This is a genomic window from Aestuariivirga litoralis (assembly GCF_015714715.1).
In the GTDB taxonomy this organism is placed as follows: Bacteria; Pseudomonadota; Alphaproteobacteria; order Rhizobiales; family Aestuariivirgaceae; genus Aestuariivirga; species Aestuariivirga litoralis_A.
In genome coordinates this window covers 743,248-761,518 of the sequence record NZ_WAHS01000002.1, presented here as the reverse complement: position 1 = coordinate 761,518, position 18,271 = coordinate 743,248, and the positions used below count along the sequence as shown (strand labels likewise).

General features: G+C 57.5%; 21 protein-coding genes. 14 read left to right on the top strand and 7 right to left on the bottom strand.

All coding sequences use genetic code 11. The features are described from left to right. Positions 1–265 precede the first annotated feature (265 nt). Together F8B91_RS15490 and F8B91_RS15485 are read right to left on the bottom strand one after the other, a co-directional pair. Positions 266–946 carry a hypothetical protein gene (locus tag F8B91_RS15490; protein WP_196504746.1) on the bottom strand — a complete coding sequence of 227 codons (681 nt, stop codon included), beginning with the start codon at positions 944–946 and terminating at the stop codon, positions 266–268. Positions 947–1,512: 566 nt separating this feature from the next. Continuing rightward, complete coding sequence (locus tag F8B91_RS15485; protein ID WP_196504745.1) at positions 1,513–1,686, bottom strand: hypothetical protein; 174 nt, start codon at positions 1,684–1,686, stop codon at positions 1,513–1,515. Positions 1,687–3,165: 1,479 nt separating this feature from the next. Between F8B91_RS15485 and F8B91_RS15480 the strand changes: the two genes are divergently transcribed. Then, positions 3,166–3,681, top strand: a complete 516-nt coding sequence (locus tag F8B91_RS15480) for a hypothetical protein (RefSeq protein WP_196504744.1) — start codon at positions 3,166–3,168, stop codon at positions 3,679–3,681. Positions 3,682–4,170: 489 nt separating this feature from the next. Here F8B91_RS15480 and F8B91_RS15475 read toward each other — a convergent pair whose 3' ends face one another. Continuing rightward, positions 4,171–4,746: a recombinase family protein gene (locus tag F8B91_RS15475; RefSeq protein WP_196504743.1), complete on the bottom strand. Its 576-nt coding sequence runs from the start codon at positions 4,744–4,746 to the stop codon at positions 4,171–4,173. Between the two features lie 181 nt (positions 4,747–4,927). Between F8B91_RS15475 and F8B91_RS15470 the strand changes: the two genes are divergently transcribed. Next, a complete protein-coding gene (locus F8B91_RS15470; RefSeq protein WP_196504742.1) occupies positions 4,928–5,626 on the top strand; it encodes a hypothetical protein in 699 nt (232 codons plus the stop codon). A 183-nt stretch (positions 5,627–5,809) separates the two neighbouring features. On the opposite strand, the gene F8B91_RS15465 is transcribed toward F8B91_RS15470, so the two are convergent. Continuing rightward, a complete protein-coding gene (locus F8B91_RS15465) occupies positions 5,810–6,076 on the bottom strand; it encodes a hypothetical protein (protein WP_196504741.1) in 267 nt (88 codons plus the stop codon). A gap of 276 nt (positions 6,077–6,352) precedes the next feature. Between F8B91_RS15465 and F8B91_RS15460 the strand changes: the two genes are divergently transcribed. Next, positions 6,353–7,249 carry a hypothetical protein gene (locus tag F8B91_RS15460; RefSeq protein ID WP_196504740.1) on the top strand — a complete coding sequence of 299 codons (897 nt, stop codon included), beginning with the start codon at positions 6,353–6,355 and terminating at the stop codon, positions 7,247–7,249. A gap of 115 nt (positions 7,250–7,364) precedes the next feature. Beyond that, the gene (locus F8B91_RS15455) at positions 7,365–7,541 is read left to right on the top strand and encodes a hypothetical protein (RefSeq protein ID WP_196504739.1); all 177 of its coding nucleotides are present in this window, start codon (positions 7,365–7,367) and stop codon (positions 7,539–7,541) included. A gap of 45 nt (positions 7,542–7,586) precedes the next feature. Here the strand turns inward: F8B91_RS15455 and F8B91_RS15450 are convergent, their stop codons facing one another. After that, on the bottom strand, positions 7,587–8,333 hold the full coding sequence (locus F8B91_RS15450; RefSeq protein WP_246715288.1) for a gamma-glutamylcyclotransferase: 747 nt from the start codon (positions 8,331–8,333) through the stop codon (positions 7,587–7,589). Between the two features lie 239 nt (positions 8,334–8,572). On the opposite strand from F8B91_RS15450, the gene F8B91_RS15445 reads away from it, so the two are divergent. The 3 genes from F8B91_RS15445 to F8B91_RS15435 are packed head-to-tail and all read left to right on the top strand — an operon-like array spanning position 8,573 to position 11,290. Beyond that, entirely contained in the window at positions 8,573–9,850 is a 1,278-nt protein-coding gene (locus F8B91_RS15445) for a D-alanyl-D-alanine carboxypeptidase family protein (RefSeq protein ID WP_196504738.1), read from the top strand. A 7-nt stretch (positions 9,851–9,857) separates the two neighbouring features. After that, positions 9,858–10,937 (top strand): GTP-binding protein, encoded by a 1,080-nt coding sequence (locus F8B91_RS15440; protein WP_196504737.1) that lies wholly within the window; start codon positions 9,858–9,860, stop codon positions 10,935–10,937. Continuing rightward, positions 10,934–11,290 (top strand): ArsC/Spx/MgsR family protein, encoded by a 357-nt coding sequence (locus F8B91_RS15435; protein WP_196504736.1) that lies wholly within the window; start codon positions 10,934–10,936, stop codon positions 11,288–11,290. Before F8B91_RS15440 ends, F8B91_RS15435 begins: the two co-directional genes overlap by 4 nt. Here F8B91_RS15435 and F8B91_RS15430 read toward each other — a convergent pair. Further along, on the bottom strand, positions 11,274–11,513 hold the full coding sequence (locus F8B91_RS15430; protein ID WP_196504735.1) for a sulfurtransferase TusA family protein: 240 nt from the start codon (positions 11,511–11,513) through the stop codon (positions 11,274–11,276). The two genes, F8B91_RS15435 and F8B91_RS15430, sit on opposite strands and share 17 nt — an antisense overlap. 39 nt (positions 11,514–11,552) lie before the next feature. Here F8B91_RS15430 and F8B91_RS15425 point away from each other — a divergent pair, with 39 nt between their 5' ends. The 4 genes from F8B91_RS15425 to yddG all read left to right on the top strand — a co-directional run bounded on the left by F8B91_RS15425 (position 11,553) and on the right by yddG (position 14,574). Continuing rightward, entirely contained in the window at positions 11,553–12,134 is a 582-nt protein-coding gene (locus F8B91_RS15425; RefSeq protein WP_196504734.1) for an MOSC domain-containing protein, read from the top strand. Further along, positions 12,131–12,697 (top strand): molybdenum cofactor guanylyltransferase, encoded by a 567-nt coding sequence (gene mobA / locus F8B91_RS15420; RefSeq protein WP_196504733.1) that lies wholly within the window; start codon positions 12,131–12,133, stop codon positions 12,695–12,697. Before F8B91_RS15425 ends, mobA begins: the two co-directional genes overlap by 4 nt. A 111-nt stretch (positions 12,698–12,808) precedes the next feature. Then, on the top strand, positions 12,809–13,705 hold the full coding sequence (locus F8B91_RS17110) for an EamA family transporter (RefSeq protein ID WP_196504732.1): 897 nt from the start codon (positions 12,809–12,811) through the stop codon (positions 13,703–13,705). After that, complete coding sequence (gene yddG / locus F8B91_RS15410; RefSeq protein WP_196504731.1) at positions 13,702–14,574, top strand: aromatic amino acid exporter YddG; 873 nt, start codon at positions 13,702–13,704, stop codon at positions 14,572–14,574. Before F8B91_RS17110 ends, yddG begins: the two co-directional genes overlap by 4 nt. A gap of 4 nt (positions 14,575–14,578) precedes the next feature. Here yddG and gloB read toward each other — a convergent pair whose 3' ends face one another. Further along, a complete protein-coding gene (gene gloB / locus F8B91_RS15405) occupies positions 14,579–15,355 on the bottom strand; it encodes a hydroxyacylglutathione hydrolase (protein ID WP_196504730.1) in 777 nt (258 codons plus the stop codon). 150 nt (positions 15,356–15,505) lie between these two features. On the opposite strand from gloB, the gene F8B91_RS15400 reads away from it, so the two are divergent. Genes F8B91_RS15400 through F8B91_RS15390 form a run of 3 tightly spaced genes read left to right on the top strand, consistent with a single transcriptional unit; the run spans position 15,506 to position 18,264 of the window. After that, positions 15,506–16,234: a class I SAM-dependent methyltransferase gene (locus F8B91_RS15400; RefSeq protein ID WP_196504729.1), complete on the top strand. Its 729-nt coding sequence runs from the start codon at positions 15,506–15,508 to the stop codon at positions 16,232–16,234. 18 nt (positions 16,235–16,252) lie between these two features. Next, positions 16,253–17,347, top strand: a complete 1,095-nt coding sequence (hisC, locus tag F8B91_RS15395; protein WP_196504728.1) for a histidinol-phosphate transaminase — start codon at positions 16,253–16,255, stop codon at positions 17,345–17,347. Then, the gene (locus tag F8B91_RS15390; RefSeq protein ID WP_196504727.1) at positions 17,344–18,264 is read left to right on the top strand and encodes a prephenate/arogenate dehydrogenase family protein; all 921 of its coding nucleotides are present in this window, start codon (positions 17,344–17,346) and stop codon (positions 18,262–18,264) included. The genes hisC and F8B91_RS15390 overlap by 4 nt, the downstream gene beginning before the upstream one ends. Positions 18,265–18,271 lie beyond the last annotated feature (7 nt).

The following is an 18,271-nucleotide window of genomic DNA, read 5'->3' as shown; positions in this document are numbered from 1 at the left end:
AGCGCAAGGGAGGCCCAACGCTGCATTAGGGTAAGTGCGCCGTAGAAGTTGTGGTCGACAACCAAGGTGAGCGGAATGTTTGGAGGCACGGTTCTGAGCGTGTGGATAAATCCAAGAGCAAGAAGGGCCTCTCGCGTAGTCTCCCTTGCCCCTGCCTCCAACTGCACCTCTTTGTCGCTGTGCCGTAGGACCACCCCATATCCCGCCTGCGTGGGAATACCGGGATGGAGCGAGGCCGCTTCAATGTAGGCCAGTACCGGGGCGCTCATATCGTTGTGTCCCCCGTGATTGCGCGGAATACATTGTTCTTCCGCACCTCTGCTCCTCGTAACCGTTCCTGCTCCTGCTCCTGAAGCAAAGCGCCCGCTGGCCCGAAACTCGCCATCAGTAGACGGCCAAGGTAGAGGGAATGCTTCATCTTCATGTCCTTCATGGCATGGTGTCGCTGGCCCGATGAGGGGGAAATATGCCCAGTGAACTGCGTCCTGGCCATTGCTCGGAAGCGGCGGGCAACGGCACAGAACAAAGCATTGTCACAGCGGAAGCGCGAGGCGTTGTCTGCGCTGAGGTAGCCTAGACTCACGACTAGCATCATGGCTTGATCCGCCGCTTCATCCGACTGGCCAAGTACATCGACTAGGATTTGAGCGGCAATGGCCGGACCTTCCGTCATCACGGTGCCCGCCCTGCGGCCTTGCAGGGTTTCGATAGCATCGCGCTTCAGGGCAAGGCGGATCGCCCTGAGGCTCCCGTAGATGGCCTCAGCGTTATTCCTGCGGTCGATGAGCTTGCGGCAGTGGAGGATGAGACGGGCAGCCTCTCCCCTCGACAGGGGCTGCTGAAGTTCATGGCCCCAGCGGCTCTTGTTCTTCTTATGGCGCGGGCAGAGGTTGCCGAACGCGGTGGGTTGATTGTTGCAGCCGGGTACGCTGCAGGTTCGTGTCATGGTGTTCCTTTCGGTTGATGTGGATGGCTCACAGCCGGGGCTAATGCGGGGGTGGGGCTGTGTATTAGAAGGGCCGTGGTGCAGGACCCGTACGCTGTCTTGTTTGGTGTCCCTGTAGTCAGGACTACCCGGACAGGCAAAAACACAGGAATGTATTCGTCTTCGACGGTCAGGTATCCGGTGTTTTCTTGGCTACCGCGCAAATGGCCTAAAGCAGCACGATTACAATACTTTAGTTTGCAATTGTGGGCTTGGTTCAGGTGTGGCATCTGTGGTTACCAACAATTGGGCGTTCCTGAACGGTGCTCTGTGCTAAGAAAGGGAGGTATCAACGATGGCCTCTGGCTGGCTTTAGAAGGGCTCTTGCAGCAGTTCTTGCTCCCCATAGCCTATCTGGCGTCCATCACGAGATCGCCTCCTAGGTGCGTCTAAGGCCCGTGGCGGCGGTGGCCGCATTTCAGAGCATAGTGGTACGAGAGAAGAGGATTATAGTGCTATTATCGGAGTATTATCGGTGGGTGATGGGGGACAGGTTTGCACTGCCCCCTGCACCCCCAGCCGCCTCGCTAGGCCGGGACCGCCGCCAGCAGACCCTTGAGTGCTAGTTGGTTGATCTTGGCCCAGTACCGCACATCCGCACGGTCCCCTGCCGCAATAGCAACGGTGTTGACCGCCAGTGCTGCCACGGCGTCCGCCACCGCATCGCGCTCCCGCTTTGATAGTCTTGTCTGCTTCGTCATTCGTGCTGTCTCCCTCTGGTTGGAACAGGCGCAGAGATAGCTGCTTGCATTCTTCCTAGTCAAGGACTATATTGCTACCGATGGGTAGCGATGTGGGATGGCTTCGCGCATCGCGTTGACGGCGTCTGGGACCGTCTATGCTGCGGGAATGACAGCGCATCACTCACGCCATCGGCCATACGTTGACAGCAAACGAACCGACCTACCCTGTCCTACGGTTCCCGCACGGAGGTCTGTGAGTGACAGCGGGATGAAACAGAGATGAAATGGACGCTCGTCCGTATGGCGGCAAGATAGGGGGGCTGACATTGTCAGGGCAGGATGGAGAAAGGCAGGCAGTTAAGATGAGGTCAAACAATGTTCAGATTTTTCGTTCACCGATGGCGGAAGGTGACGCGCGTCCCCCTTTTCCGAGGGCCATTGGCGGGCCATACGTTGACGCTGAATTAGGCAGTGTAAATTGCTCATGATCCTTGCGGACATTCCGAGTCCAATGCGGGCCGCTTTGCCCGACGCGGAAAAGGACGCGCGTACACGGTGTTTTGCCCTTCTGCTCCGGGCACATTAGCGAATGAAGAAAGGCCAGGTGCGTGGTGAGGTATAATAAGGTTCAAAAAGGTACTCGCGAATTGGACGTTTTGTTGTCTGCCCTACCTTCTGGACAGTTAGCCAATTCCACAAAGGCCACCATGCTCAAATCCAGTGACAAATTGAAAGCCAACTTCAAACTCTTCTCATTCAATGTGGAGGGACAAGGCGAAGGATTGCGCCATGTTCGCACTCTCTACTGCATCGGAGTGTCGGTGCGGGTGCTGCTGGTTATCGCTGTTCCCCTCTTGGAGATAGTCGCCCGAGCATACTGGCTTCGTTGGTGACCTATGGCTTGTTTTCAGGATGCGGAGGCGTGTCTCTTGACCTCTGCCTTGCAGCATAAGAAGTTGGGTGGACGGGGTATTCAAGGGAAGCACTCATGCGGGCAACGATCATTGCCACCATTCTATACCTAGGCTTCTTGGGCACCGCGTCAGCGGAGGAAGCAGAGGACTATCTCAATATAACGTGCGGAGAGCAGGAAGAATGCGCGACCACGCAGAAGGAGTTCAGCAGGTGGCTTCCTCTGGCATTCAAGCGTGACTACCAAGCACAACGCAACGTCGCCTTTTGCCTTAGTGATGGTTGCGGGGGATCGGTGAGAGTAGCCCCGGCTCTGGGCTGTGCTTGGCGGCTTGTCATCCTTACTTCGGGCTCTCGAAACATTGATGCGTCGGACAAGACGAACTTCGAGTTCTTCTGTGGGCGACTTGATCTCGCAGACCGGGGCACAGCGCGGATGCAGGCTGAGGAGTTAAGCAAGGAGATTTACAAACGACCACTTGCGCCCGAGCTAGGATCGGCCATTGGTGGCCTGCCTCAGAAATAGCTATGGAGGCAAGTGTTGGGACCGCCACGACATTCCTTTATGCGAAGGGTTGAATATCAATGTTCAGCGTCACAAAAGCCAAAGACTTTTACGCAATGGTAGTCGGAGACTTCGATGACTTAATGGAGGAGCCCGACTCCCCACGACGCGCGATGCACTGCGCCATCATGGCATATCACCTACATGACTGGGTGTGGGCGGAGATCGAGTCAGATGAGGCATTGCTTACAAGATTGGGGCTTGTAGAGGGGAGCGATAGGGTGGCTTTTGTGCATTGGATCAAGGCAAGGTGCCCTTACTTTTTTGGGGTGCAGGCATTGGCGCACGAGACCAAACACTCCAAACCGAGGGAAAGAATGCAGACCGAAAGAGTGTCGGGATGGGGCAGCGGACCATATGGGGTGGGGCCATATGGACGACCATACCTGTTGATTGATTGGGGCGAGGAAGCAGGCGAGTTGCGATGGCAGCCTGCGTTAACACTACTGGAAATCGTGGTGCGCTTTTGGCGCGACTTCTTCCGCGAGTACCTTCCCGCAGATGATCTTCCGGCAAGCCGACATCACGTCGCTTGAGGCTTCGTTATCCAAAAAGACCCAGTAGTCGGCCTTGTTTCTTATTTCTGGAGTACCCACTTCCACCAAACAATTTTCCATTGGGGTGAGACATGCATAGGACCAAAGCGGAAGAAAAGGCCCAGGTCGAGGGCATGCTTGAGGATTTGCTAGCGGGGCTTCGGGTACAAAGCTCACCGCTGACGGAGTGGCAGGGCGAATGTTTCCGGGGCTCTCTCCGGTATGCTCTGCATGGACTCTATATGGCTGCACTTGCGGATGCCCGCATGGTGAACTCTACAGATGTTGCAGAGATGCCATTTCCGAAATCCGACCGTCGAGCAACTGATCCAAGCGGGCTGGAAATTGTTGACCTAGCCCACTGGCTGCAGGTTCTTCAAAGCTCCCCGGTGATTGAGCGTCCCATATTTTAGCGCCCGCATCACGATACAATGAGATGGAACAACGCCAACGCCACGCTCGTCGTCATCAGGTAGACGAGCAACGCGATCATATCTCCGCCTCCTTCGTCGGTTTGGCCAGTTCCTTCTGTACGGTGGCTTTGCTGAACCCCACACGCGCGGCGATTTTCCGGATACTTATTCCTTCACCGTTCAACCGCGCTATCTCTGCCCGCGTCTCTGCTGTAACCATTGCGGGCCGTCCCCCGGTTCTCCCCTCCGCCTTGGCTTTAGCAATACCCTCAAGTTGGCGCTCTTTCCTCAGAGCCGTCTCGAACTCAGCAATGCTAGCGAGAATGCCGAACACCAGCTTCCCCGTGCGCGTGGTGGTGTCCAGCGCGGCGTCGTCTAGTACCTTGAAGCCCACGCCCTTGGCGGTAAGCTCCTCTACAATCTGATGGAGATGCGAGGCCGAACGCGCGAGACGGTCGAGCTTCGTTACTATTAGGGTGTCCGCGTCATCCCGGAGGTACTGTAGGCATTCGGCCAGCACGGGCCGCGCCTTGTCTAATCCGGACTTCTTCTCCTCGAAAATCTTGGTTGCCCCTGCTGCCTTCAGCTTGTCGATCTGCGTGGCGTGGTCCTGTCCAGTGGAACTGACCCGCGCGTACCCTACGATTGCCATGACTGTACCCTTTCATCTTAGACAATTACTGACAACTAATTAGTGTACGCTAAGAGTACAGTCAATAGGCTCTGTCCAGAAAGTATGCTTTGTGTACACATTGGGGTGCTTAGCCAGCGCAACGCTTGCAACCTGCCATTAGGTGCCATAGCCCTCAGGCAGTGACTGGAGAGCACACCAAATGGCTAAGACTATTAAGCCGCCCACGCGCAAGCCGTCTCGGCCCCGTAAGGTATCTGCGCCACGCCAATTCAAGACTGGAACATTGTTGGTGGCTGCATCGGGTTGGCTCGTGTCGGTGTTTCTCGGCTTGCTAGACTTGCCTGCGAAAATTAATTCGTTCTGGGAAGAGGCCCCCAAAGCCACAGAGCGTGTGTCGGACTTGATGCTGTTGGATCACAACTACTCTGGGATTTGGACTAGCAGCGTAGAGGGCTGGGTTGATGCCACCGATGACGAACTCAAAGCATCAACTACTCTTGGCGGTCCCATCTTCCTTCGCTTGAAGGTCTACAACGGCAGGGTGGATGGCGAAATCAAAAGTGAAGGTTTGGCGAAAACGTATATCTACTCGGTGCTCCAGATCGAAGGCGAAAAAACTAATGGAGGGATTGATCTCGTCGCTTACGATTACATTCTGGGAAAGAAGACGGGCCTTGCGAAACTCCGCCTCACATGGGGCGATCAAAAAGGACCATTGCCTTTGCATCTCGAAACCATCGGCCAAGGTGGAACCTTTTTCCCTGACAAGGCCGACTTGTATCGCACCAACACGGACGTTAGTGGAACACTAGATGGCGAACTGAACGTGGACCTAATTCAGAAGGCCGTTGAAGCTGGCCAACAACAACGGGAAACGGCGAGAAATGAGAGGCGATAGGCGGGGGGTGAAGCGTCCGCGACAGTCATTGATGGGCGCTTGAAATATTTGCGTCTATTTTATTCCTCCACCTTCACAAGTGGTCCAAATCGGTGGTACAGACTCGGCAGTGGCGTCTCACTAAACGCCTGATTTTACGAGTATCATTGGGTAGTGCCTGACATTCCCTCCAAGGGCACCAATCTATTTTGACCGGCGGCGCGTCTTCGAGAGCCGTGCCGTGTTGGCCTTCATGATCGTGCGGTAGCGCCGCAGCACTTTGGCGGATGAACCGCCGGTGGCCAAGGTTGTGGCGGCTTCCATGGCAGCGGACATCTTTTCAGAGATCATGCGCTGGCTTTCCTTTTCGGCAGCAGCCCCGCCTTGGTTGATTTTCATCAACCTCAGGGCAATCACCCGCTGGGCCTCGAAGCTTGCCGCGAACAGATCCTGATTTAATTTCCACCACATGCTGTGCCCTCTGATGATAGATTCCTGTCGTTAAGTTTTGGCGGTGTGCAAAGTTCCCCGTCCTCCCGCGCAGCAGAGTGGAACTTTGACGGAAATACGGCATTGAGTTGTGCCTTGAACAGTAGCTTCTCGCATTTTCACTCATCGTTGAATGAGAACAACTCACGACAGGAGGACACTCAAATGAACGGAATAATTTATCTCGTGGGACTGGTGGTGGTCGTCATGGCCGTCCTGTCCGTGCTTGGCCTGCGTTAAAAAAGCGAGGAATTGAAAATGACAATCAGCTCAAATTTTCCTGACACCAATGGTGTGCCCAAGATCGAAGCCCGCGCCTATCTGGATTGGCCGGCGGTTTTTGCCGGTATTGGTTTGGCCTCGGCGATTTCTGTCGTGCTGCTCGCCTTTGGTTCAGCGCTTGGCCTTTCCTTCGGTGACGTGACATCGAAATCAGCGGCCATCGGGACAAGCATTGCGGTCGCGATCTGGTTCTCGTGGGTCGAAGTTTCAAGCTTCATGGCGGGCGCTTATTTGACCGGCCGCTTGCGCAGGCCTGCCGCCGCAACCTCAACCCACGAAGCCGAAGTGCGCGATGGTTCACATGGCCTTGTTGTATGGGCAGGTTGCGTTCTGCTGGGATCGGCGCTGGCAATCAGCGGTGCTGCCTCAACGATCAAATCCGCAGGCAATGTGGTGAAGACTGCCGTCGAAACCACCGCCACTGCTGCAGCAGGCGCTGCACCTTCGGCCATGCAATACTATTCCGACACGCTGCTGCGGCCTGCGCCCGGCGCCGCTCCGGTGGCGCAGGGTGATCGCATGGCCCTTGGCAGCGAAGTGAGTGCCATTCTCGCAAGGTCAGCGTTGGCAGCACCTACCGATGATGACAAGACCTATCTGGCGCAGGCGGTGGCCCGCCAAACCGGTGTCAGCGAGGCTGATGCCACGGCGCGGGTGAACAAGGCCTATGCTGATATTGAAACGGCGAAAGCCAATGCTGCGGAGGTGGCTGAAACCGCGCGGCAAGTCAGTGTGATTGCGGCCTTCCTTCTTGCAGCAACCTTGCTGGTCAGCGCAGCTGCGGCCTATTGGGCCGCGCATGTGGGCGGCAAGCACCGCGATGAAGGTGCCATCTATGACGGCTTCTTCCAGCTGATGAATCCACGCCGCTAATTACTCATTTTGCTGAAACGCCCGGATGAAAGTCTGGGCGTTTTTCATGGGAACCAAGCGTTGCGCTGCGGGTTAAACAGAGGTGGTTCGCACCACGAAAACAGGAGTAATCAACATGAGCGTTAAAGGCGAAATCAAGGAAGCCGCTGGCTATATCAAGGAAGAAGCCTTCGAACATGGCAAGTCAGCCGCAGCGCAGAAGAAGGCCCAGGAAGGCCGCGATCTTCGCAATGAAGGCCGCGTTGAAGATGGCAAGGCGCCGAAGACCACCAAGCCCGGCACCCATCACTGATATTACAACTCATTTAAAATGCGCCGGCCCATGTGGCCGGCGTTTTTATTTTGTGTGGCGCGCTATGATGTGTTCGGCCACCATTCGCTGCAATGCCCACAGATTGCGGTCCCTGATGCCGTGGTCATGCAGCTTTTCCACGGTGCGTTGAAGATAGATCGCATTTGATCCCAGATGACCCGCCGCGCGTGAAATGACATCGGCCACTTGTTCCAGCGAACGCTTGGCATAGGCAGGCCCGGTTTTGTCGGCAACGAAGGTGAGCGCCTTTACCTTGCCATTTGGCGTGGAGACAGAAATCCATTTCGCAATATTTGTCGGATGCTTGGCATCGAGCTCCCGGTCGAGAAGGTTGATCAATTGCTGCTTGACGTCTCCGGCGGTTAATTCAAAAACCAGCCCATTGCATGAGCCGCCTTTGTCGAGGGCCATCATCAGGCCGGGCAGTTCGCGGGTGCCGCGCCAGCGGGTGAGCGTGAAACAAAAGGCCCGGTGCCAGCCGTTGGCTGTTCCTGCTGTCGTGGTTGAAATGTCGAAGACAGGGTTCCAGATCAGCGAACCATAGGCGAAGACATGCAATGTGGCGGGCGCGTATTCGGACAGCAGTTTTTCTGCGGCCAGCCTGTAGTCGTCGTCGCTCAATTCCTCAGTGCCGGGTTCAGGGCCCGGATCGGGCTCGGTTCGTTCGGCCAGCGCCACCAGTTCTGCCGTGAGCGAAATGCGATTTCCTGAAGACTTCGACATGGGCAGCCTTGTCCATACAAGGCCCGCATCCTGCGAAGAGATTGTCATGATTGCAAGGGCTTCAAGCCATGCGTGTTGGCAATGTTGCGAAGACGGTGGCATTAGTGATAGTTGGCTTTATGGAATTTGAAGGTGCCCATCCAAGGGCACTGGCCGAGCCCGTTCAAAACCTCAGAATGGCCGCATTTTCGCGGGAGGTGTGGCGGGATTGGATTTTGGCGTGGGTTGAGGCTTTGAAGTTTCGCAAGCACATTGCATGTTTGATGTTGGCGCTGTTGGCAGGCCCCATGGGTGTCTCAATGGCGGCCGAAGCCGAAGATGTGTCTGGCCCGATTCTGGTGTTTGATCCGGCCACTGGCGATGTGATCTCGCAAGACCGCGCGGGCGAGCCCTGGTACCCCGCTTCGCTGACCAAATTGATGACGGCCTTTGTCATATTCAAGAAATTGCGCAATGGCAGCATGACGCTTGAGCAGAAACTGACCATTTCAGAACTGGCGCATTCCCAGCCGGCCAGCCACACAGGCATCGCCGCCGGCAAGGAAGTTACAGTGGATTGGGCCTTGCAGGCCCTGCTGGTCTATTCCGCCAATGACATGGCGACGGTGCTGGCCGAAGGGGCTGATGGCTCGGTTGAAAATTTCGCGCGCGAGATGAATGCCACGGCGCAGGCCATGGGTCTGGATGCCACGCATTTTTCCAATCCGAACGGGCTCTATGATCCGCGCCATATTTCCAGCGCGCGTGACATCGGCATGATCGCCGCGAGCCTGATCAACCAGTTTCCGGAATATGCGCATTACTATTCCCAGCCCACAGTGGCGCTGGGCAAGCGCCAGCTCAACAACCACAACGCCCTGATCCGCACCATGCCGGATGCCGTTGGCATGAAGACCGGCTTTATCTGCCCCTCAGGCTATAATCTGGTGGGATCGGTGGTGCGCAACGGCAAGCAGGTGGTTTCAGTTGTGCTGGGCGCGCATTCAGGTGCGCGGCGCGATAAGGCGTCGAAGGCACTGCTGGATGATGCTTTTAACGAGCTGGGCAAGCCCGGGCATGTGCCGCTGGCCAGCATTCCTGATCTGGCTTACGGCTCTATCGTGCCGGCTGACATGACCACCACGGTGTGCAAGCAGAAGCAGCCGGTGACCCCGGTGAACGCCCATCATCTGGAAGGCTGGGGCGTGAGCTTCGGCACTTATGACACCGCCACCAAGGCCGATATGGCGCTGCGTGGCCGGCTGATCAGCCCATCAGGCATTGATGCGGGTGGAACACCAGGCATCATTGCCCTTCCATCCAATGGTGGCTTTACGGCCATGCTGTGGGCGCTGGACCAGCCGCGCGCCCAGGACCTGTGCGGCAAATACAAAGCCGAACAGGCGCCCTGCGATGTGATGACAGACGTCATGCTGCTGCAGATGGCCGCTGCTGCCCAGCCGGAAATCGTTCCAGCCGCTGATCAAGTGGGCGAGGGTGAAGGCGCTGACAGTGCAGACATGAAGCCGCCCGCGCCCGATAAAGCGGCGGGAAAAACCAAGCGCGTCCGCAAGAAATTGAATTGATGGTGGCGTGAGCGTTTCTTCTGCCATCCCCACCGCCATCCTGACCGGGTTTCTCGGTGCGGGCAAAACGTCCCTTCTCAATAGTCTGCTGAAAGACCCCATGCTGGCTAATGCCTGCGTGGTGATCAATGAATTCGGCGAAGTGGGCATTGACCATCTGCTGGTGGAAAAATCCGACGAGAATATCATCGAGCTGGCCAATGGCTGCCTGTGCTGCACCATTCGCGGTGATCTGATCAATACGTTGACGGATTTGCTGGCGCGGCGCGATGCTGGCAGCATCAAGGCGTTTGACCGCGTAGTGATTGAGACCACCGGTCTTGCTGATCCGGCGCCAGTTCTGCATGCGCTGGTGCGTGATGAATTCCTGCTCAATCGGTTGCGTCTTGAAGGGGTGATCACGGTTGTCGATGCGGTGAATGGCTGGGCTACGCTGGATGCGCATCCCGAAGCCATCAAACAAGTGGCGGTGGCAGATCGTATCGTACTCACCAAGCTTGATCTGCTGCATGGCGTTGAAGGCGAAGACAAGATGTTCGCTATCATTGGCCGACTGCGCAAACTGAACCCGACGGCGCGCCTGCTGGCCACGCATCGCGGCGAGGCCACGGCAGAGCGCCTGTTCAATATGGGGCTGTTTGATGCTGCGAAGAAAACCCCGCAAGTGCAGGCCTGGCTGAATGACGAGGCGCTGTCGAAAGTGCATCGCCATCACCATGACGTGTCGCGTCATGATGCGCATATCAGGTCTTTCTCATTGCGTGATGAGCGGGCGATTTCGCCGGAGGGGCTTGAGGTTTTCTTTGCCATGCTGGCCGCGCATCATGGTGAGAACCTGCTGCGCATGAAAGGCGTCATCAAGCTCGCCGATGAGCCGGACAAGCCGCTGGCTGTGCACGCTGTGCAGCACGTGTTTCACCCGCCGCTGCGCCTGGCATCCTGGCCCGATGGCAAGGCCGAGACGCGTCTGGTTTTCATCGTGCGCGATATCCCGAAGCAGGTGATCGAAGAATTGTTTTCTGCCTTCACTGATCAACTGCAAGGTGATGCCATGACGGACAAGACGCTTTCATTGTCGAGGACATGATGCCGAAAAAGATCAAGGCCTGGGGCCTTAAGAAATGCGACACCACCATGAAGGCGCTGGACTATGTGCGCTCGCAAAAGGTGGTAGTGGAATTTACTGATTACTCGGTGGACAAGCCCTCCGCCGCGCAGATTGAAAAATGGGCCAAGGCGCTGGGCGGCTGGGAGAAGATGATCAACCGCTCCGGCTATACCTGGCGCGGGCTGCCGCCATCCGAGACTGAAGGGCTGGACGACAAGAAGGCGGCCAAGCTGGCAGCGGCGCATACATCTCTGATCCGGCGGCCGCTGATTGAATATGAAGACGGCACGGTGACGGCGGGCTTTCCACCAAAGGTCAAGGCGCTCTTCTGATCCAGAAATTAAGCCGCGTTTGCGATTTCTCCTGACGCAGCAGCTGGTGCCCTTGCTCGGTGCAGAAATGCGGCATGTCGATGGCGGCCATCGGATCGGTGGCGATCACATGCAGAACTTGGCCGGCAGGCATGGACAGAAGCTTCTTGCGCGCTTTGAGCACCGGCAGCGGGCAAAGCAGGCCTGACAGATCGAGCGTGAAATCGGCTTGGCTTTCATCCATCCGCAGCCATATAGAATAGGCTTTAGCAGGAGGCCAGCGATGGTATTGGTTCACAAGGTTGGGTTTGAAGGCAAGGTGGAAAAGCTGTTTTCCAAAACCTCGCGCGAAAATGGTTTTGAAAAGCCTGAACGTGACAGCCTCAATCTTTTACTGTCCGGACCGGAAGGCGATTGCCATGCGGGAGACACGCGCGAGGCCGACAGCCGCACGCTGCTGCTCTACAAGCGCGGCACCAAAATCCGCAATGTGCGGCAGATCACGATTGTGGCGCCCGACGAGCTGGCGGAAGTGGCAGAGCGTTTGGGCATTCCCGAGGTTGATCCCATTTGGTTGGGCGCCAATATGCTGATTTCCGGCATTCCGGATTTGACCCTGCTGCCGCCATCGACGCGCATTCAATTTCCATCGGGTGCCACGCTGGTGGTGGATATGGAAAATGCGCCATGTTCCCAGGTGACGAAAGTGATCGTGCAACATCATGGCGAAGCGGGCTGGGGTTTCGTGAAGGCCGCCACCAACAAACGCGGCGTAACCGCCTGGGTGGAGCGTGAGGGCGACGTGAAAGTTGGGGATGCTGCAAGGCTGTTCCTGCCGCCCACGCGGCTCTACGCGCACGGATGAAAATCCTCGGTGCCATTATTGCCGGGGGCAAGTCCAGCCGCATGGGACAGGAAAAGGCCTTGATGGAATTTCGTGGCCGGCCGCTGATTGCGGAAGTGGCGGCGCGGCTGGGGGCGCAGGTTGATGCGCTGGTGATCAATGCCAATGGCGATGCGACACGATTCCAAACTCTCGGACTTGATGTGGTTCCGGATCGCTACGAAACCCATTCGCCGCTGGCCGGGCTGCATGCGGCATTGAGTTGTGGCGCTGAACAGGGCTTCGACGCGGTGTTGACGGTGCCGTGTGACGGGCCGTTTCTGCCGCTTGATCTGGCGGCACGGTTGAAGCCGGTGCTTCCGGCCATCGCAGCATCGCAGGGGCAGGCGCATTATCTGACCGGCCTGTGGCCCAGCGATCTTGCGGCACTACTGGACCTTGAACTGAAATCAGGTCTGGTCCGGGTGATGGATTGGGCGGCGCTGGCCAAGGCGCGGGAAGTGGAATGGACGGCGGCTTCAGGCGACCCCTTTGCCAATTTGAACACGCCGGAAGATTTTCGCGCAGCTTCCGCACCGAAGTGAGATGACTCAAAGTATCTGCTGCGACAGAATTATTTGAAGACATGCAAGGCATCTAACGCTTCTTCACTTCATGTGCCTTTGCTACGGTCCTGCCAGATTCGGGAGTGAGACGTGACAGGGCAGGGGAACAAGGCGGCCGGGCTTACCTTCGTGGTGCTGGCAACGGTGGGCTGGAGTCTCTCGGGCCTGTTTGTGCGGCTGATGCCGGAGCTGAATGGCTGGCAGATCAATGCCTGGCGCGGGCTCTGGCTGGCCTGCAGCCTTTTGGTGTGGCTGTTGGCAATTCACGGCCGCAAGCTGCTGAATGAATTTGACCGGTTGCCCTTTCCGGCCATTCTGATCTCATCCTTTTCCTTTGCGCTTGGCACCACGGTTTACGTGACGTCGCTCACACTGGTGAACACCGCAGCCGTTTCAGTGATCGGCGCCACTTCACCCTTGATCACCGCAATGCTGAGCCCGTGGCTGACCGGTGAGCGGCCACATATCCTGTCGTGGATCTCGGCCCTGATCGCGTTGGGCGGCATGGGGGTGATTGCACAACATGGTTTTGCCAGCGGCAATGTACTGGGGCTGATCCTGGCCTTTGGCGTGCCCTTTACCTTTGCCATCCAGACGCTGTTTTTGCGGCGCTACCGCGAGCATGACATGATGACAACCATCTGCGCCGGCGGTTTTCTCAGTTTCATCATCGCTTCGCTGGCCAGCACTTTTATCGGCCCGGCCGGGGTATTCGCCGTGGGCCGGGACCATATGCTGCTGCTGTTTGCCATGGGCGTGGTGCAGCTGGCCGTGCCGCTGATTTTCTATGGTTGGGGTGCGCGCTCAGTGCCCGCCGTTACGTTATCTTTGATCGTGATGCTGGACGCGGTGTTCAATCCGTTCTGGTCCTGGGCAGTGGTGGGTGAGATGCCGGAATTCACCTCCTTGGTGGGCGGTGCCATCATTCTGGGTGCTGTTACCTTGAGCATCATTGCGGCGCAGTTCTTCCCGGCCAAGACCGCATGAGCAAAACCCAAGCCACGCTGATCGGGTTTCTCGCCATCCTGATGTGGGCGATGCTTGCGGCGTTGTCGGCAGCAAGTGGCGCGATGCCCGCTTTCCAGATGACGTCGATCACCTTCCTGATTGGCGGCGCGTTGTGTGCGGTGACCTGGCCGTTTCGCCCGCATGGCTTTGCGGCACTGAAGCAGGATTGGCGCATCTGGGCTTTGGGGATCGGCGGGTTGTTCAGCTATCACGCGCTGTATTTCGCGGCGGTGAAGAACGCGCCAGCTGTGGATGTCAGCCTGATCGCCTATTTATGGCCGACGCTGATTGTGGTTTTGGCCGGTTTTCTGCCGGGCGAACGGTTGAAACTGCATCACCTTATCGGCACGGCGTTGGGGCTGGCCGGGGCCGCACTGGTAATCACCCGTGGCAAGGTGTTTGGCTTTTCAGGCGGGTTGCAGCTTGGCCACTATCTGGCGTTTCCGCTACCGCTGATCTGGGCGGGCTATTCCCTGCTGGCGCGGCGCACCGGCCATGTGCCGACGGATGTGGTGGCGGGGTTTTGCCTCGCTACCGCAGTGCTGTCATGGACCGCGCATCTGCTGTTTGAGCAGACGATCTGGCCTGATCACGCTTCGCAATGGGCGGCGATTGTGGCTTTGGGTCTGCTTCCTGTCGGGGCGGCCTTTTATGTGTGGGATTACGGCCTCAAACATGGCGATATTTTCGTGCTGGGCGCGCTGTCCTATTGCTCGCCGCTGTTTTCAACCATCGTGCTGGTGGCCACCGGCATTGCGGCTTTCCACTGGTCGGTGGCTTTGGCTTGCGTGTTCATCACACTCGGCGCGGTGATCGCCTCGAAGGAGATGATCTTCAAGGCGCGCTGAGTTATCAGCCCTTGAAGTTGTTCTTCCGCGTGCGGATTTCGGTGAAGACCTCCTGATCCGTCGCGTTCTCCATCCCCAAATGCTGGCGGATCGCCCTGTCCTTTAGACGCAGATAGGGGTTGGTTTTGAATTCCTCGCCCAACGTAATCGGCAGGCTGGCGCCGCCGGCTTTCACCGCCGCGTCGGCCTGTTTCAGCCGGGCCTGCAGGGCGGCATTGCCGGCGTCCACCGTGAGCGCGAACACGCAATTGGCCACCGTATATTCATGGCCGCAATAGAGCTGGGTTTCGGGCGGCAGTTTGAGGAACTGAGTCACCGAGTAGAACATCTGCTCCATCGTGCCTTCGATCACACGACCGCAGCCCACCGAGAACAGTGTGTCTGCGGCGAACAGCACTTTATCATCAGGGAAATGGAACGAGATGTGGCCCAGCGTATGGCCGGGGCAATCCAGCACATCAATCTTGTGGCCGGCCCAGGTAATGCTTTCGCCACCGCGCAGAGTCTTGTCGATTCCGGGGATGGTGGCCTTTTCTTTCTCTGGCCCGATGATTTCACAATTGTAGGATTCTTTAAGTTTCAGATTGCCTTCAACGTGATCGGCATGGTGGTGGGTGATGAACAGGGTGTTCAATTTCCAGCCCGCCTTTTTCAGCGCGGCGTCCACAGCTTCGAATTCCGGCGCGTCAATGGCCGCCACCTGGCGGGTGGCTTGATCACGGATGATCACGCCGAAATTGTCACTGCGGCAGGGGAACTGAATGATGTCGAGAGAAGCCATGTTTAAACCCTGTTATTAAGCGTGCCCCGCAAAAGTTGAAGACTTTTGCGACAAGGGCACACGTCAATTAAATTGAGGCGATTTTCATTGGCCATGCCAATGAAAACGCTTTGGTGACCGGGTAGCACTTTCGGGCTAGTCTTTGCACGCATGAATATCGTCGATATTGCTGAATTCTATTCTCATCCTTTGGGCCGGGTCACGCAAGGCGTGCTGGCAGCGAAGTTGAAGCCGGCCGTCGTGGTGCCGGCGGACCAGCTGGTGCTGGGGCTGGGCTATGCTTCGCCCTATATTCAAGGCCATGAACGCGCCCTGTCTTTCATGATGGCCCGCGCCGGGGTGATCCACTGGCCGGAACAGGGCAAGGTGCGCTCGGCCTTGGTGGATGAGCTTGATCTGCCTTTGGGCGACAATGTCGTGGATGTGGCCTTGCTGGTGCATGCGCTGGAATTTGCCGAAAGTGCCGAGGAGCTGATGGAAGAGGTCTGGCGCGTGCTGTCGCCTCAAGGGCGGCTGATCGTCGTCGTGCCGAACCGGCGCGGCTTCTGGTCGGTGTCGGATGCTTCGCCTTTTGGCCAGGGCCAGCCCTTTTCAACCAATCAATTGATGACGCTGCTGAAGGCGGCGCAGTTTTCGCTGAAGCGGGTGGATTACAGCCTGATCGCCCCGCCCTGGCTGGGACTGCCTTTGATGAAGGGGCTGGAGCCATTGGGCCGCACCGGGATCGGGCGCATGGGGGGCGTCATCGTGATTGAGGCGGTGAAGCAGATCCATGCCTATTCCACCGGCAAGCTGGTGCGCCGCGCCTTGCCGCGTTTGCGCCCGGTGCTGCTGCCCAATCCGCAGCCTGCGGGCAGAGGCTTGGCTTCACGCGGATAGCTCTTTATAGCCGGGGACATGACCACGCAAAATATCAACGGCCCGAAGCCCAAATCCGGCATCCTGGACATCCATGCCTATGTGCCGGGGAAATCCGGGGCCAAGACGGGCAAGGTTTTCAAATTGTCGTCGAATGAATCGGCCTTGGGTGCCAGCCCGAAGGCGACCGAAGCTTTTTCGGCGGCGGCGAAGGACATGGCGCTTTATCCCGATGGGTCTGCCACTGAATTGCGCGCTGCGATTGCCAAGCGGCATGGGCTGAAGGCTGAGAACATTGTCTGTGGTGCGGGCTCTGATGAGCTGCTGCAGCTTCTGGCCCATGCCTATCTGGGGCCGGGGGATGAGGCGGTTTATTCGCAGTTTGGTTTTCTGGTTTACCCGATTGCCATTGCCAGCAATGGGGCGAAATCGGTGGTGGCGCCGGAGCATGCACACCGGGCTGATGTGGGCGAGATTCTCTCGCGGGTGACGGCGAAAACCAAGATTGTGTTTCTGGCCAATCCGAACAATCCGACCGGCACTTATCTGAGTGCTGCCGAGGTTAAGCGCCTGCATCAGGGCTTGCCTGCGCATGTGTTGCTGGTGCTGGATGCGGCCTATGCCGAGTTTGTGCTGAGCAATAATTACGACGCGGGTGTTTCACTGGTGGAAGCGCATGACAATGTGGTGATGACGCGCACCTTCTCGAAAATCCACGGGCTTGCCGCGCTGCGGCTGGGCTGGGCCTATTGCCCGGCCCCGATTGCCGATGTGCTGAACCGCATTCGGGGCCCGTTCAACGTAAGCCTGCCGGCGCTGAAGGCGGGTGTTGCGGCGATTGAGGACACGCGCTTTGTGGATGAAGCGGTGGCGTTCAACAACAAGTGGCTTTCATGGCTGACGGATGAGATTTCGAAGCTGGGCCTGAAGGTCACGCCTTCGGTGGGCAATTTTATTCTGGTGCATTTCGGGTCGCCGGAGGCGGCACAAAAGGCGGATGCCTTTTTGAGCGAGCGCGGATTGATTTTGCGGCGGGTTGATTCCTATGGGCTGCCTGCCGCGCTTCGACTTTCCATCGGGCCGGAAGAGGCCAATCATGCGGTGGTTGCCGCGCTGAAAGAATTTCTGAAATGAGCATCATGTTTGAAAAAGTGGCCTTGCTGGGCTTGGGGCTGATTGGGTCTTCGATCTGCCATGGCATCCGCGCCAAAGGCTTGGCCCGGCATATTTCTGGCCATGCCAGAAGTGCGGAAACGCGAGCAGTGGCTCTGGAAATCAAACTGGTCGATGACGTGCATGTTCACGCAGCTGATGCAGTGAAGGATGCTGACCTGGTGATCCTGTGCGCGCCGGTGGGGGCCTGTGCTGCCTTGGCGAAAGAGATTGGCCCGCATTTGAAGGCGGGTGCGATTGTCACGGATGTGGGCTCAGTCAAAGGCGCCATTGCGCGTGATTGCGGGCCGTTTATTCCGCAAAATGTGCATTTCATTCCTGGCCATCCGGTGGCAGGCACCGAGCAGTCAGGGCCGCGCGCGGGCTTCGCCGAATTGTTTCATGGCCGCTGGTGCATCCTGACGCCACTGCCTGGCGCTGATTCTGCGGCGGTGGCCAAGCTCACCCAGTTCTGGGAAGGGCTGGGTTCGATGGTGGATACGATGGAAGTCGGGCATCATGATCTGGTGCTGGCGATCACCAGCCATTTGCCGCATCTCATTGCTTACAACACCGTGGCGACGGCGGCTGATCTGGAGACGGTGACGGATTCGGAAGTGATCAAATATTCGGCTTCGGGTTTTCGTGATTTCACCCGTATCGCGGCATCTGATCCGACGATGTGGCGCGATGTGTTTTTGAACAACAAGGAAGCGGTGCTGGAAATGCTGGGCCGCTTTTCGGAAGAACTTGCGGTGCTACAGCGCGCCGTGCGCTGGGGTGATGGTGATACGCTGTTCAATTTGTTCACGAGGGCGCGCGAAGTGCGGCGTGGCATTATTGCTGCCGGACAGGATACGGCGGCGCCGGACTTTGGCCGTGGGCACAAGCCGAAGTGATTTTCTG